Below are 13,665 nucleotides of genomic sequence, written 5' to 3'. Positions count from 1 at the left end.
GATTTATAGCAATATTTCTCGAACCAATTTACTACCGAAGTATGCAAGTGACAGTAAGATAACACCGAGTACTGTCATGAATATCACTTGTTTTCCGCGCCATCCTCGAAGCTTCTGACCTACCAATAATATTAAGTACACCACTAACGCGGCACTTGATAGTACCGTTTTATGCGCATACGTTTTATTAAACATATCGTCTAAGAAAACAAATCCGCTAAGAAGCGACACAGATAGCAAGCATGTTCCTGCCAGCAAAAGCTTAAACAATATGCCTTCAACTAACATCAGAGGTGGCAAAGATGAATGTAACAGCGTTGCGCCTTTTTGTTTCAATCGATAGGTGATGTACGACATCTGCAAGGCATAGAGAAAGGCTATAACTAAAGTGCAGTAGGCAAATAAAGATAAGCTGATATGCACCACAAGCCCGGGTTGCAACTCTATATGCATAATATAAGACACGGGAATAAACAACGAGGCTAGTACCGATAAGCTAGCAAACCCAAATACCACTGGAAGCAAAATAAGATTAGGAATTGCGCGAGCAAATATCAGCATGGCGGTGGTAATTATCCAAGCTACTAATGAAAGCACGTTGGTAATACTCATGTCTTGGCCAGGCGCTACCATAATAACGTTAAGCAAAAACGCAATGTGCGCAACAACACCTAAGCTAGCAATGCCTAAGCCTAAGCGTTTGTTTGGGCCTTCTTGGTGTACAAACTTGCCAAGTAAAACAATGGCGGCCATAGCGTAAAGCGCAGCGGCGGCAATGGCGAAAGCGGTGTTCATGATGTTTCCTGTAAAAAATGGTGTTTATCACCAATACTGGCGGTATTGATACTGGAAGTTGGGCTTAAATTCAACCATCTCCTTGTTTTTCTTTATGCAAGTACCATGTATTGGGGCAATAGAGTTCGTTTAATTCCCTCGCATGCAAGCCTACGAGATGAGACAATAACCCCCTGAATTAGTTTAATGGTGGCTCATGTCAGGCTTGTATGCATGAGCAGTAGACAGAGGAAAGAAATTTCCTTCACTAGACGGTACGTTAAGTCGCCCTTTTACGTTACAATAGGCGCATTACGTCTGAAATAAATAGAAGTTTCATACTATGTTTGAAAATTTATCAGAACGCTTAGGCCAGACATTACGAAATGTCAGTGGTAAGGGGCGTCTTACAGAAGACAACATTAAAGAAACGCTTCGCGAAGTGCGCATGGCGTTACTTGAAGCGGATGTTGCATTACCGGTTATTAAATCCTTCGTTGCACAAGTTAAAGAGCGTGCAGTTGGGACTGAAGTCACCAAGAGCCTCAAGCCTGGTCAAATCTTTATTAAGATTGTTCAGTCTGAGCTAGAAGCGGTGATGGGTGAAGCTAATGAAAAGCTAAACCTTGCCACTCAGCCTCCGGCGGTTATTTTAATGGCAGGCCTTCAAGGGGCGGGTAAAACCACCTCAGTGGCTAAACTTGCTAAATACCTAACTGAACGCGAAAAGAAAAAGGTTATGGTAGTAAGTGCCGATGTTTATCGCCCAGCGGCGATCAAACAATTGGAAACCCTTGCCAGCGAAGTGAATGTATCTTTTCACCCGTCAACTATTTTGCAAACGCCTATTCACATTGTTGAAGGGGCCATCGATGAAGCGAAGAAAAATTTCTTTGATGTACTGCTTGTAGATACCGCGGGTCGTTTGCATGTCGATAACGACATGATGGACGAGATTAAAGACTTACACGCTGCTGTTAAGCCCATTGAAACCTTGTTTGTGGTTGATGCCATGACTGGTCAAGATGCGGCAAATACAGCAAAAGCCTTTAATGATGCACTACCATTAACCGGTGTAATCTTAACGAAAGCCGATGGTGATGCGCGAGGCGGTGCTGCCCTTTCTGTTCGTCATATTACAGGTAAACCTATTAAGTTTATCGGTATGGGCGAGAAAGTAGATGCGCTAGAGCCATTCCACCCAGAGCGTATCGCTTCTCGTATTTTAGGCATGGGTGATGTACTCAGCTTAATTGAAGAAGTAGAGCGTAAAGTTGACCGCAACAAAGCGGAAAAACTGGCCAAGAAAGTTCAAAAAGGCAAGGGCTTCGATCTTCAAGATTTCAAAGATCAGCTTGAGCAAATGAAGAACATGGGCGGCATGATGGGAATGATGGACAAACTGCCGGGTATGGGCGGTATGTCTGAAAAAATCAAAGAGCAAGCCAACGACAAGCAGTTCAATCAGATGGAAGCCATCATTAATTCGATGACCCCCGCTGAACGTTCTCGCCCTGATATCATTAAAGGGTCTCGCAAACGTCGTATTGCTGCAGGTTCTGGCACCCAGATTCAAGATGTAAACCGTTTACTTAAGCAGTTTACTCAAATGCAAAAAATGATGAAGAAAATGTCTGGTGGCGGCATGAAGAAAATGATGCGCCAGATGAAAGGCATGATGCCTCCAGGTGGGCCGGGCGGTCCAGGTGGATTTGGTGGCGGCGGAGGCCCTGGTGGCTTCGGCGGCGGTGGTGGTATGTTCCCTCCAAGATAGCCTTTAAAATTGATGATATTTAAGAGCCTCATTTAACGAAATGAGGCTTTTTTTTATTTTCTTGCATCTAATTCTATAGGTGAGTCGTTTGGTTTAAGTGACAGGACGTAAGCAGTTTCACGCGTCTACTTAATCTGAGAGTACGCAAAATGGAGTTACATCGCATGAAAATAGTAAATACCTCACCAATCACACTGAAGCTAACAACGATTTCGCTTGCCGTTGCCATGTTGTTGACGGGTTGTAATGGCGACAACGGAAAAGATGGTATAGACGGCGTTGATGGTATGGATGGCGCCGATGGTAGCAATGGTGCACCTGGGTTACCTCAAAGCCAATTTCTCATTGCCAACAATGGTGATAGCAATAGCGGCACCATAAGCCTTGTTGATCAAAATGCTAATATTCTTGAGACCATAAATTCGGGCGCAAATGAAGGTATAGCCTTCACACAAACCGGTAGCTTAATACAAGCAGGAGACAGCGATACGCCCTTGTTACGTACATTATGTTCATTATCAAGCAGTACTTCAGGTATGTATTCAGCTGATGCTGACACAGAAATTAGTGGCGTAAATACGGGGCTAACTAACCCAAAAGGAATTGCAGTTGCTAATGAAGCGGGCATTATCTTTGCTGCTGACTTTACCGGTATGCGCATCAGTGTTTTTGGTAGCCAAGCTGCTGGAAATGTGGCTCCAGTAGCGGAAATTGTAACCGCAGCCCAACCTTGGGATGTGGCATTTGATGAAGAGGCTGACAGGTTATTCGTGGCATTAACCGATGGCACCATTGCGGTATACGATGATGTGATAGCCTCTGAGTTTGCTCCAACAGTGACGCGTACTATAGTGCCTTCAGATAACGACGGAAATCAAATCTCTGTTAACGCTCATGGTATTGTTTACGAGCCTATGTCAGACAGATTAGTGGTATCGGATGTTGGTGATGCTGCCGTAGCTGACGATGGTCAACTATTTGTGCTCACCAGTGCAGCCACTGCTGATGGCGCTACCGTACCTAACAGAGCTATTGGCGGTGTATCAACGGTATTAGGTAATCCAGTTGATATTGCACTTACCGGTTCTACCCTGCGCGTCGCCGAAAAATCCAATGACGCTATTCTTGTTTTCACCAACATATTTAGTGGTGAGAGTGGCGACATAGCCCCTGACCTTGTTACCTCTACCAGCAAACCTGAATCAATTGCTGAATTAACAGATGTTGAAATGCAAATGGACGCGTCTGACAATGGTCTGTCTACCATGCCCATCAAGGGGATAAGTGTAACCAGTAACCCTGGAACAGCTGGCGATACCACCGGCGGTGTTATGCACTATAGCGCCACGTTAAGCAGTGAATTAGCTAGCTTCGATAGCACGATTAGTATTGAGAGCGCAACTTATACCGCAGTGGGCGACGGGTATATTACCTTTGATGATACGGCAACCAGTACAGGTGGCATATTGGTAGTAAATCGTCTTAAATCTACCCGTGACGATGGCATGTACAATACGTCTTACGACCATGAAATTAGCGGTGATAGCACAGGGCTTGTTGCACCTAAAGGTTTTGATGTTTCATCAAACGATAATCTTATTTTTGTTGCCGATATAGATGCCACCGCACCAGGTGTTCGTATCTTCTCAACATGTGCTGCAGGTAATGTTGCTCCGTTGCTTTCGCTGACGGCATCTAACGGCGCTAGCCCGTGGGATGTTGACTATGATGCAGCAACAGACCAAGCATTCTTAGCGCTGACTAACGGTACAGTGGCCGTATTTGAAGATGTGGTGCGTAAACTTAATAGCGGTATGGACACTATTGACGGTGAAGACCGATTAATTACGCCTGCAATGTCGGGAACGGCTGTAGCCGCGCCTACGAATATTCATGGTATCGATTACGATGCACAAAGCGACTCATTGGTCATTTCTGATGTGGGTAGTGGTGCTGATGCCACCGATGGAAAGCTTTATGTTATTCCAGGCGCTGGAAATGCAAGTGGCCTAACGGATATGTCGGTCTCTATCTCTGGTCCGTTAAGCATGTTAGGCAACCCAGTCGATTTGATGCTTAGCAATGGGCATGTTTACGTGGCGGAAAAGTCGAACAATGCCGTACTGCGTTTTGATAATATTCTCAATCAAGCATCGGGAGATATGGCACCAAGCTATAGTGTTTCTTTCACCGCGCCAGAATCGGTATCTGTGCTATTGAACCAATAATATCGCTTCGTCTAGAGGGCGCGATAAAATAGTCATACTGCTTTATGAGTTCTAAATTCGGTAAGCGGTAATTGGAAGGGGCTAGTTAATAGCCCCTTTTTTGCGCCTATAAATTATGCTTAAGGTAGGGGGCACTACAGGAGTGAATTTGTACGTTATAGGTAAGACAAGGCGCCAGAAGAAAGTAATATAAAAGTTATGTGAAAGATAAAGCATATAAATAACAGTCATCTATACTTAACGTAAGCTTCTGATAAACGAGCGAGTGCTTAGTTAAAATGAAGAACAAACATTATGTTATTAGACGAGACAATAATATTGTCATCATCCATGTAAAAGGTGCGTGGGACGCAATTATTACTGAAAATTTTAGTCAAGCATTTAAAAATACTGGTCGAATGATAAGCCACGCTCCATGGGCACATTTAGTTTATTTTGATGAGTGGGCGTTATCAACACCTGATGCTGAGCCTGTAATCAACGAAATGCTTGTATGGGCTGAAGCAAATAACATGACCCATACCGCGAGAGTCTATAAAGACAACGCATTAAAAACTTATCAACTTGACCGTATGATTGATTTAGAAAAACAAAAAGGGTCAACACGCCACTTTGAAACTGCATCAGAAGGGTTTGACTGGTTGGCGAAACATGGATTTAACGCACAAACCGCGAGAGTATTCGAGTAAGTACCTTATGCAATAACGCATTTATTTCCCTATAGGTATGCTCACTTCTTGCCCGCCTTGTCTCTATGATACAAAGCGGATATGAATATTGTGCAACCTTTGAATAAAAAAACAGCATTCATTTACCCTGGCACGCCACAAACCCTTTTCCCGTCTGTGCAAATCATTCAATTCATAATACACTGACCGGCTAATTATCCATTTAACAAGCGTGTCTAAGGACAGCAATAGTTTGTTGGAAATGGAATGAAAAAGACGGTTGATTAAAGTGGTAGTAGCTTATTCAGGCTACATGCAAAGACTCAAAATAATAGGATACTGAATGGCAGGCTTAAAACGTATTGTTCTCATCGATACCCATTTGCCGGGTGTGGTTGAATTAAAGCTTGATGGGCATACCAACATCTGTGGTACGAATGCATCGGGTAAAACGACTTTGCAGCGGCTCATTCCAGTTTTTTACGGCGAATATCCTAGTCGTGTAGTTCCTGCTACTCGTGACAGTTTTGAGCGTTGGTACTTACCTCGTTTATCTAGCTTTATTATTTATGAGTATGCTCGCGCCGACGGTGATATATGCCAAGCGGTTTTAAGCTCTAATGGCACGGGTGTTAACTATCGCTTAGTGGGTAAACCGTTCGATATTGACGATTACTTAATTAAGCAAAAAAGTGGTAAGCATGTGAGCGTAAGCAGTGCAGAACTTGCTCGGGCAATGAAACGCAATAACGTGATGGTAACCAGTTTACTGAACACCAAAGATTTCCGCGCTATTGTACAAAACGATCATGGTGTCTTGAACCAAAGCGGTAACGGTCGAGAACTATTAGGTTACGCCAAAATATTCAGCCTGTGTGAGCCAAGCAAGCATATGCGTCATATTGAAAAACTTGCAAAAGCGGTGCATTCAAAAGAAGGCAAGATGGAAACCATCAAAGCCATGATTGCCGCTATTTTGGAAGAAGATGGCGTAACACCGCCCACATCAGGCTTAAGCCGTAATCGTGTTGATGACTGGATTAAAGAGTGCCAGTTAATTAAACAGTTCGACAATATTCGCCCTGAGTTCAGCAAACTTGAACAAGCCGATATGGCATTAAGTAGCACTGAGCAACTATTAGCTAATTTAAAGCACAGCTTTGAGCTAGATAAAGTGCACTTATCCACTCGTGTTGATACCACTAAAAACGAATTAGACGAGAATACCTTCCAGCGTAAACAAACTGATAGTCAGTGGCACGATACGCGGGATCATCTTAACCAAGTTATTTCGTCTGCCCGTGCCGATGTTGAAAAATACACTAGTGAACTGGATACCGTCGAACGTGAATTCGATAAATGGCAAGACCAGAATATCGACCAGTTAAAAGAAGACGTTGCCAATTTAGCGCAATGGCAAAACGCCCGTGAATTAGCCGACAGCCGCTATCTATTACTTACCGAAAAACACCAAGATATAGAATCAGCCTATAACAAACGATTGGCTGAGTTAGGCGATAAGTTGTCACTCTCGTTAGAGTCACTGTCAGCGGCAAGGCAAGAGGCAGCGGAAACCAAAGCAGAACAAACTCAACAAGAACACGAAGCCATTGCCCGCATTCGTGATGATTACGCGGGCCAGCTCAGCACCCTACAAGCCAATTTTCAAACCGCCTCTGGTGAGCTTAAAGTCGCTGAAGCTGAACTAAAGGCCTCGCTATCTAACGCGGGTTACAACGAATTTGAGCAGTCGCAATTAGATTTGCTTGATGCCGCCACAAAAGAAGCGTCGGTTAACGAAGATGCGGCTCGAGCGGCGTACCGACAAACTCAGCAAGCCCATAGTAAAGCGGTGCAGTTTAGGCAAGATGCTTCAAACGCCCTTGATAAAGCGCGGGTTGCCTTTCAAAAAGAAGAAAGTGCAGTTTCAAAAATCAATGGCTTGCTGTACCCAGGTGAGGGCTCACTGCTAGAGTTCTTACGTGCCAATGTTGATGATTGGGAGTTATCGCTAGGTAAAGTACTTCGCCCTGAATTGTTAGACCGAAACGACTTAAGCCCCAGCGTGACTAAAGCTGTCGAAGACGCTAAATCGGACGCTAAGTCGGATAGCGAGAAAGCAAGTACTTCGCTAATGGGTATCAACTTAGCCCTCTCAGAGCTTGAAACGCCCGAATACGCGCAAACTGAACAAGCCTTAAAGCAACAGCTTCAGTTAGCTGAAACTCGTCAAGCCGCATCACTAGCTGCGCAAAATGAATGCGAAACGCGTTTAGCTAAAGCCAATGAAGATGTGCGCAACGCTGAATTGTCGATGACTCAAAAAGACAATGCAGTGAAAAGTGCTGAAGCTAGCCGTAAGCGCGCGCAACAAGACCGCGACAGCTTGTTAAGCGAATACCAGCAGGCGCTTTCAGCGCGCAAGCAAAAGGCGAAAACAAAACTTGAAGCTAATCTTCAAGCCCAAAAGCAAGCCAAAGCTCAATATGAACTTAGCCGTGACGAAATAAAAGATCAGCAGCGAGAGTCGGAAACAGAGCATAGCTTCCATTGGCAACAACTTATCGCCGACAGCACTGGGCGTATTGCGCAAATTGATAAAGACATGCAGCAGGCAAAAGCGAATGCTGCTCGCGACCGTGAAGATATGCAAAAGTGGCTTGAAAATGAGCTGAATAATCGCGGTGTGGACATCGATGAAATAGGCCAACTTAAGAAGCAAATTAATAAGCTGAAAGAAGATATAAACCGCACCGAAACCCACCGCCATAAAGTGGCTGACTACGAACGTTGGTACGCTACCATTTTCACCAAACAAAAGGTGGTATGGCAAGACGAACTAGCAAAAGCGCGGAAATCGTTAGGGGAATCTGAACGCGGTTTGGCGCAAAAGCAAAGCGAGTACAAAACAACCCGTGAACAATTGCAAGAACAACAAGCTTCACTTGAAACTAAGCTTAAAACTGCAACAGATCAATTAGAACAAGTTCGTACGTTAAGCAAATCACTCAGTAAGCTTACCCTGCAAGCCGCAAAAGAGTTTACTGAAATTAAGCATGACGATGTCAGTGTGAACCAGCGTATTTCTGAAGTACAAGGGCACTTGCAAGAACGAGACACCCTTTATAGCGATATTCGTGCTTATGTAGAAAGGTTCGATCAGCTAATTGCAGCGCAAGCTGGAACTGGGCTGTCTGATACCTGGGAACGCGCACGTGAAGAATGCGCCACTATTAACGCCCACGGGGTAAAGAGCTTCGATCATCGCCGTATGGTATCTCACTTATCACAGTTGCTAAATGTAATAGTGCCGCAGAAACTACAAGGCTTACGTGAGCAAGGCCGAATATTCGGTGCCGATTTGTCTCAGTACTACTTTGTACTTGCAGATATAGATAAGCGCATTGTGTCGCAAAGCCGCCGGATTACCCAAGAGGTCGACGGTGAATTGTTCCTAGATGGTGTGTCTGATTCTGCGGTGAAGATTCGCTCTCGCATTAGCGAGCTAGAATTTTGGCCAGAGCTAGAGCAGTTTAGGAAGCTCTACGAGCACTGGATGGAAGAGGGCGCAAATACCTTGCCTGAAGAAGAGTACGGGCTAAGTATGCGTCGTGTGCTAGACATTTTAGGCCGCGCTGCACTTACTGGCGGCATCAGTAAATTGCTTGATATCGAACTTCATTTACGTGAAGGCAAGAGCGATTTGGTTATTCGCACCGATCGCCAGTTAAATGAATCGTCTAGTCATGGTATGGCTTATCTTATTTTATGTAAGTTCTTACTGGCCTTTACCCGTTTATTGCGAGGCGATGCAGAAGCAACCGTACACTGGCCCATTGATGAGTTGGGTACACTGCATCAAAGCAACGTGAAGAAAATTTTCGATGCCTGTCAGAACAATAACATTAGTGTTGTAGGCGCATTCCCGAATCCTGAATCGGAAGTACTGACTTTGTTTGAGAATCGCTACCTTATTGACAAAGTCACCCGTCAGTTGCAGGTGGTTCAGCCTAGAACCAGTGGTATTGCTGCTCGCCTACAGGCCAAAAAAGCACAAGGTAAAGGGAACGCTAGCCAGGAGACATTATCATGATGACTGAACAAGGCCGCGTGTTAAGCGCACTATTGCAAGGGACGTTTATTTGTCAGGTTACTGACGAGGAAGCATGGCGCTTTTTGAAAAACCGTGAGAAAGCTCAGCAATTAGAGCCTCATTTAGCATTGCTAAACCGCACACTTTCAAGCACGGCAGAAGGCGATGTTTTTTTTGCCAGTTACTTAACCATTGGTGAGGCTGAGCGAAAAATTCTAACCCAACAGTTTCAGGATACTGCGTCGAATCTTGTACCACTTGTGGAATGGTTGTTGTTAGTACAACAAGCCAATGAGTCTGATATGCCGGTGACAATGGGCAATGCTATTCGCTTAAACGAACTGCAAACTACTATTGAAGATACCCCTGCGTATGCCGAGCAACTAGAGAAAATTTCTCGTTACCGCATGTTTGGTTCTACCAGCGTGAATTTGGATGGCCAGTTAAAGCAGGTATTTAAACGCTTGACCGAAATGGGTTACTTAACCAAGCCAAACCCAGAAAAGCAGATTTACCTTGCCACCGGTAAAGTAGAGCACTTGTATGAAATGCTGCGTTTTATTGATGAAACAGAAGCGTTAAGTTTATCTGAGCAAGCTGATGCTGCTATTACCCAGGGTAGTTTGTTATGAGCCAAGCGCTTATTCAAACAGGCGCTCGCTTACTAAATGCATTGGGTAAGCACAGCGACCTTATCATGCAGGTTTATATCAACGGCACGGTTGATGAGCAAAACCATAGCCCTAAGGTATTAGAGCAATTGGTACAGCTTGGTGTGCTTTGGCGCCCAGAATCGCAAAGTGAATTACGACTTAAAAGTGCAGTGCGTACGTTACTAGAAGGTAGCTTACAAGATGAAAGAAACCGCACCATTAATGCCAATATCGGTGCGTCGCTCGCGAGTTTAAAAACCTTAGCAGAGCATTACAAAGAAGCCCTACATTACAATAAATACAACGAATCTGCTGCGCATATGAGCGATTTAACCGAGCATGTGTATCAACTGTCTGAATCCCTGTCGAACAGTGTACGAGTGTTGTTCGGGCGCATTACTAATGAGTTTGGTTATGTGTCGTCGGTAGATGCCAAAATTCGTGAAAACGAATTAGCGCAAGGGCAGGTGACTGACTTGCTTTCTCAATTAGAGTGTTTCCGCTTCGATGAATTAAGTGAAATAGCGGGTTCAAATCGCGAACTCCGCCATTTGCTGGTGGTGTCGTTGCAGCAACGCTTTTCAAAAGCCGCGCAAGAACTCTCGGTTGTGCAAGCGCGCTTGATAGATTTACTTGGCCGGTTTCGAGAATTCCAAGGTCGTACTCGCTTGCTTAAGGGCTACTTGCTACACATGGAGCAACACCCTGACTTTGCGCCGGGTAACTACACTAACTTGACTCAAGTGCCAGTACTGTTTAATCAATCGAACAGCGTGATGAGTGCCGCTGCGCCCGACGTTAATAATGTCGAGCACGAGAACGATTACCAAGAGATTGTGTCCTCGCTTACGCATATTCATCAACGTGCTACCAAACATGACGATGCTGAAGCACAACAAGATATCGATGTAACTGCACAATCTACGGTATCTCTTGAAAAGGATGAATTACAGTTGGCCATTGAAGACTTCTTCTGTGAGGTTATTGATTCGGGCCAACCGAAAACAGCGTTAACCTATTATGAAGAAAAAGCGTTAGCGTTTGATCGTGAGGTATGGATGTATCAAGTGATTGGTGGGTATCAAGCGCTTGCTGATCAAGAAAAGCAATTTTTTGCCCTCGATCCTCATGGTGAAAATGACAAAACGTTTACAGGCAACTTCTACATTAACGATATCACCCTAGGGCTGCGCTAGCGGCTCTATTTATTATATTGGTTTTTACATTTGTATTTACACTTATTTCGGGCTTCTTATACGCAAGTTTACTTGGATCTCGCAAAGAAAAGACTATAATAAAAAACAGTTATTTTACATTTAATTCACACATTGAACTTAATTGTTCATGGTGGCGTAATATAGCTGTCAACGAGCAGGAGCAACATTAATACTCTCGTGAAAAACAATAAACTGCCTAGCAGGATGCGGGCAAGTAGTGGTGCCAATGCGTATGGCACGAAGAGGATGAAACTATGCAACTTTCACAGCAACAAACCTTTAATCAAGCACTTATCAAATTGTCGGTATTGTTATACCAAGTAGACGGTATGGTAACGTTATCTGAACAAGATTATCTCAATTCCATGGTTGAAGAACTAGACTGGCAGAGCCCAATTTGCCGAGAAGCTTTCTTGAACGATACGATTTATCAGACTAGACAAGCTATTGATACTGGCGACGAACTCGAGTTCATGCGGGCGCTGAAAGATGACCTGTCTTTTAACGCAGAAAAAACCCTAGAGGTTGCCATGGCAATCACTGGCGTTGATGGAGAGCGAAGTGAAGCAGAAACAGAGCTGTTATCGGTACTTACCCACAAACTGTTGGCAAAGGCATTGATAGCAGGCAGCAGTACGCTGCCTAATCAGGTTAATAGCCAAGCGCCGCACTAACTGCCTAGAGCTTGAACATGGCCTAGAGCTTGAACATGGCCTAGAGCGTAGACACTGCCTAGAGCTTAGATAGCTGCCTAGAGCTTCGGCAATCGCCCAGCCCTTCGCTAAATGAACGGCAAAACAAGTTACTAAATATAGCTAGCAAAGCATGAGGTCGCTGAATAATGATTTCAGTACTTGGCTTTGCTAATACAGCGCATTAGCTAATAGTAATACCATGGCGTAGCCAACACTATAAGCAAGTAGTAATAGGCCAGAGTAACGTAGGAAGGTAGCAAACGTTAGCCCTTCCACTTTACTCATGGCTACAATACCTGCTGCAGATCCTATTACTAATAAAGAACCGCCTACCCCTACCGCGTAAGTAAACGATAACCACTCGGGAGTCGTCATTGTAATTTCAGCTTTTAATAACGCTGCGGTTAACGGTACGTTATCTATCATGGAAGACATTATCCCCATTAGATAATTGGCCACACTCACAGGCAGTGAATCGTATAAATACATAAAGCCGTTAAGGGCGTGAATATGTTCCAACATGCCTACAAGCAGAAGCACACCTAAGAAAAACAGCAGGGTATCGAATTCAATGTACCGAATGTAGTCGAGTATGGGGTCGTTATCGTTATGTTTCCCGTAGAGGGTTGCCACCATAAACATAACCGCCATACCGGTTAAAAAGCTCAGTACCGGCGGAATGGAAAATATGACGTTGGCGGCCAGTGTAAAAAGTATGGTAGCAAGAAATATGGCGGCAATAATATAATCCACCGTTGCGATATCATTTCGCTGTTTCTTAATTCTTACTTCCCCAGTAATACCAATACTCAGTAATGCAGCTAGCAATATCACGGTGACAAACGATGGGCCAATCAGCATGAGAAGTTCGGTAATAGACACTTTGTGTTGCAGGAAAATCATCAGCGTTGTGACATCGCCGGTAATCAATGAAACCCCACCTGAGTTGACGGCGAATACCACCAAAACGGAAAAGCGGATAGTCTGTTTTAATGGCAAGCCCAAAGATAGCACTAACGCAATTGATACCAGAGTTGCCGTAATGTTATCGGCTAATGAGGAGAAGCAAAAACTGAAAATAGCAGTAAAGAACAGTAATGCTTTCAAGCTAATTTTCTCTGGCATCACAATATTCATTACATTTTCAATTAACCCTTTTCGGTTTAAATACGCCACGAAGGTCATCGCTGCCACCAAAAACAACCACAATGTGGAAATCTCGGTAAGGTTACTCATTAACGCGTTGTTAATGTGCTCAGTCTGAGAAATAGAAGAGGAAAATATAAATAGTAGTAACCAAGAAATAGTGCCTAGCAAAAGGGTGGTCTTGGCTTTGTCTACATGAATGAGGTCTTCAAAGATAACGCACAGTAGTGCAAGAATGGCGATGACAATAAGTGCCACGTCTAACATGGTGTCAGTTCCTAACAGCAATTTTTATTCGCGCGGATTGTAAGAGCTACGAAATGAAATAAACAGCGAGATGGGCATGAATGAACTATTTTATGCGACACTTTAACTATCAGGCTGATAACTTTTTACTATCAGTGGTGGAAGTACAGG

The 13,665-nt window shown here is 44.1% G+C and carries 9 protein-coding genes; 7 read left to right on the top strand and 2 right to left on the bottom strand.

What is annotated here, in order from left to right; translation table 11 throughout:
- Positions 1–3 precede the first annotated feature (3 nt).
- The gene (gene ccsA / locus J8L84_RS04640; RefSeq protein ID WP_129737313.1) at positions 4–795 is read right to left on the bottom strand and encodes a cytochrome c biogenesis protein CcsA; all 792 of its coding nucleotides are present in this window, start codon (positions 793–795) and stop codon (positions 4–6) included.
- 322 nt (positions 796–1,117) lie between these two features.
- Between ccsA and ffh the strand changes: the two genes are divergently transcribed.
- The 7 genes from ffh (at position 1,118) to J8L84_RS04605 (ending at position 12,081) form a co-directional block, all read left to right on the top strand.
- Positions 1,118–2,548, top strand: coding sequence for a signal recognition particle protein (ffh, locus tag J8L84_RS04635; RefSeq protein WP_211069656.1), 1,431 nt, complete (start codon positions 1,118–1,120; stop codon positions 2,546–2,548).
- 164 nt (positions 2,549–2,712) lie between these two features.
- Positions 2,713–4,776 carry a hypothetical protein gene (locus J8L84_RS04630; protein WP_211069655.1) on the top strand — a complete coding sequence of 688 codons (2,064 nt, stop codon included), beginning with the start codon at positions 2,713–2,715 and terminating at the stop codon, positions 4,774–4,776.
- Positions 4,777–5,054: 278 nt separating this feature from the next.
- Positions 5,055–5,465: a hypothetical protein gene (locus tag J8L84_RS04625; protein ID WP_211069654.1), complete on the top strand. Its 411-nt coding sequence runs from the start codon at positions 5,055–5,057 to the stop codon at positions 5,463–5,465.
- Between the two features lie 322 nt (positions 5,466–5,787).
- A complete protein-coding gene (locus J8L84_RS04620; RefSeq protein ID WP_211069653.1) occupies positions 5,788–9,537 on the top strand; it encodes an ATP-binding protein in 3,750 nt (1,249 codons plus the stop codon).
- The gene (locus J8L84_RS04615; RefSeq protein ID WP_013784910.1) at positions 9,534–10,169 is read left to right on the top strand and encodes a hypothetical protein; all 636 of its coding nucleotides are present in this window, start codon (positions 9,534–9,536) and stop codon (positions 10,167–10,169) included. The genes J8L84_RS04620 and J8L84_RS04615 overlap by 4 nt, the downstream gene beginning before the upstream one ends.
- A complete protein-coding gene (locus tag J8L84_RS04610) occupies positions 10,166–11,386 on the top strand; it encodes a phosphoenolpyruvate carboxylase (RefSeq protein ID WP_211069652.1) in 1,221 nt (406 codons plus the stop codon). Before J8L84_RS04615 ends, J8L84_RS04610 begins: the two co-directional genes overlap by 4 nt.
- Before the next feature lie 275 nt (positions 11,387–11,661).
- The gene (locus J8L84_RS04605) at positions 11,662–12,081 is read left to right on the top strand and encodes a TerB family tellurite resistance protein (protein ID WP_211069651.1); all 420 of its coding nucleotides are present in this window, start codon (positions 11,662–11,664) and stop codon (positions 12,079–12,081) included.
- 189 nt (positions 12,082–12,270) lie between these two features.
- On the opposite strand, the gene nhaD is transcribed toward J8L84_RS04605, so the two are convergent.
- On the bottom strand, positions 12,271–13,515 hold the full coding sequence (nhaD, locus tag J8L84_RS04600) for a sodium:proton antiporter NhaD (protein WP_211069650.1): 1,245 nt from the start codon (positions 13,513–13,515) through the stop codon (positions 12,271–12,273).
- Positions 13,516–13,665: the final 150 nt, after the last annotated feature.

Source organism: Alteromonas sp. MMG017, from assembly GCF_018100795.1.
In the GTDB taxonomy this organism is placed as follows: domain Bacteria; phylum Pseudomonadota; class Gammaproteobacteria; order Enterobacterales; family Alteromonadaceae; genus Alteromonas.
The sequence above is the reverse complement of the archived record's forward strand: the minus strand, read 5'-3'. Positions and strand labels throughout refer to the sequence as shown.

Coding starts and splice junctions, on each gene's coding strand:
- ccsA (WP_129737313.1), bottom strand. CDS start 795: ATGAACACCGCTTTCGCCATTGCCGCCGCTGCGCTTTACGCTATGGCC.
- ffh (WP_211069656.1), top strand. CDS start 1,118: ATGTTTGAAAATTTATCAGAACGCTTAGGCCAGACATTACGAAATGTC.
- J8L84_RS04630 (WP_211069655.1), top strand. CDS start 2,713: ATGAAAATAGTAAATACCTCACCAATCACACTGAAGCTAACAACGATT.
- J8L84_RS04625 (WP_211069654.1), top strand. CDS start 5,055: ATGAAGAACAAACATTATGTTATTAGACGAGACAATAATATTGTCATC.
- J8L84_RS04620 (WP_211069653.1), top strand. CDS start 5,788: ATGGCAGGCTTAAAACGTATTGTTCTCATCGATACCCATTTGCCGGGT.
- J8L84_RS04615 (WP_013784910.1), top strand. CDS start 9,534: ATGATGACTGAACAAGGCCGCGTGTTAAGCGCACTATTGCAAGGGACG.
- J8L84_RS04610 (WP_211069652.1), top strand. CDS start 10,166: ATGAGCCAAGCGCTTATTCAAACAGGCGCTCGCTTACTAAATGCATTG.
- J8L84_RS04605 (WP_211069651.1), top strand. CDS start 11,662: ATGCAACTTTCACAGCAACAAACCTTTAATCAAGCACTTATCAAATTG.
- nhaD (WP_211069650.1), bottom strand. CDS start 13,515: ATGTTAGACGTGGCACTTATTGTCATCGCCATTCTTGCACTACTGTGC.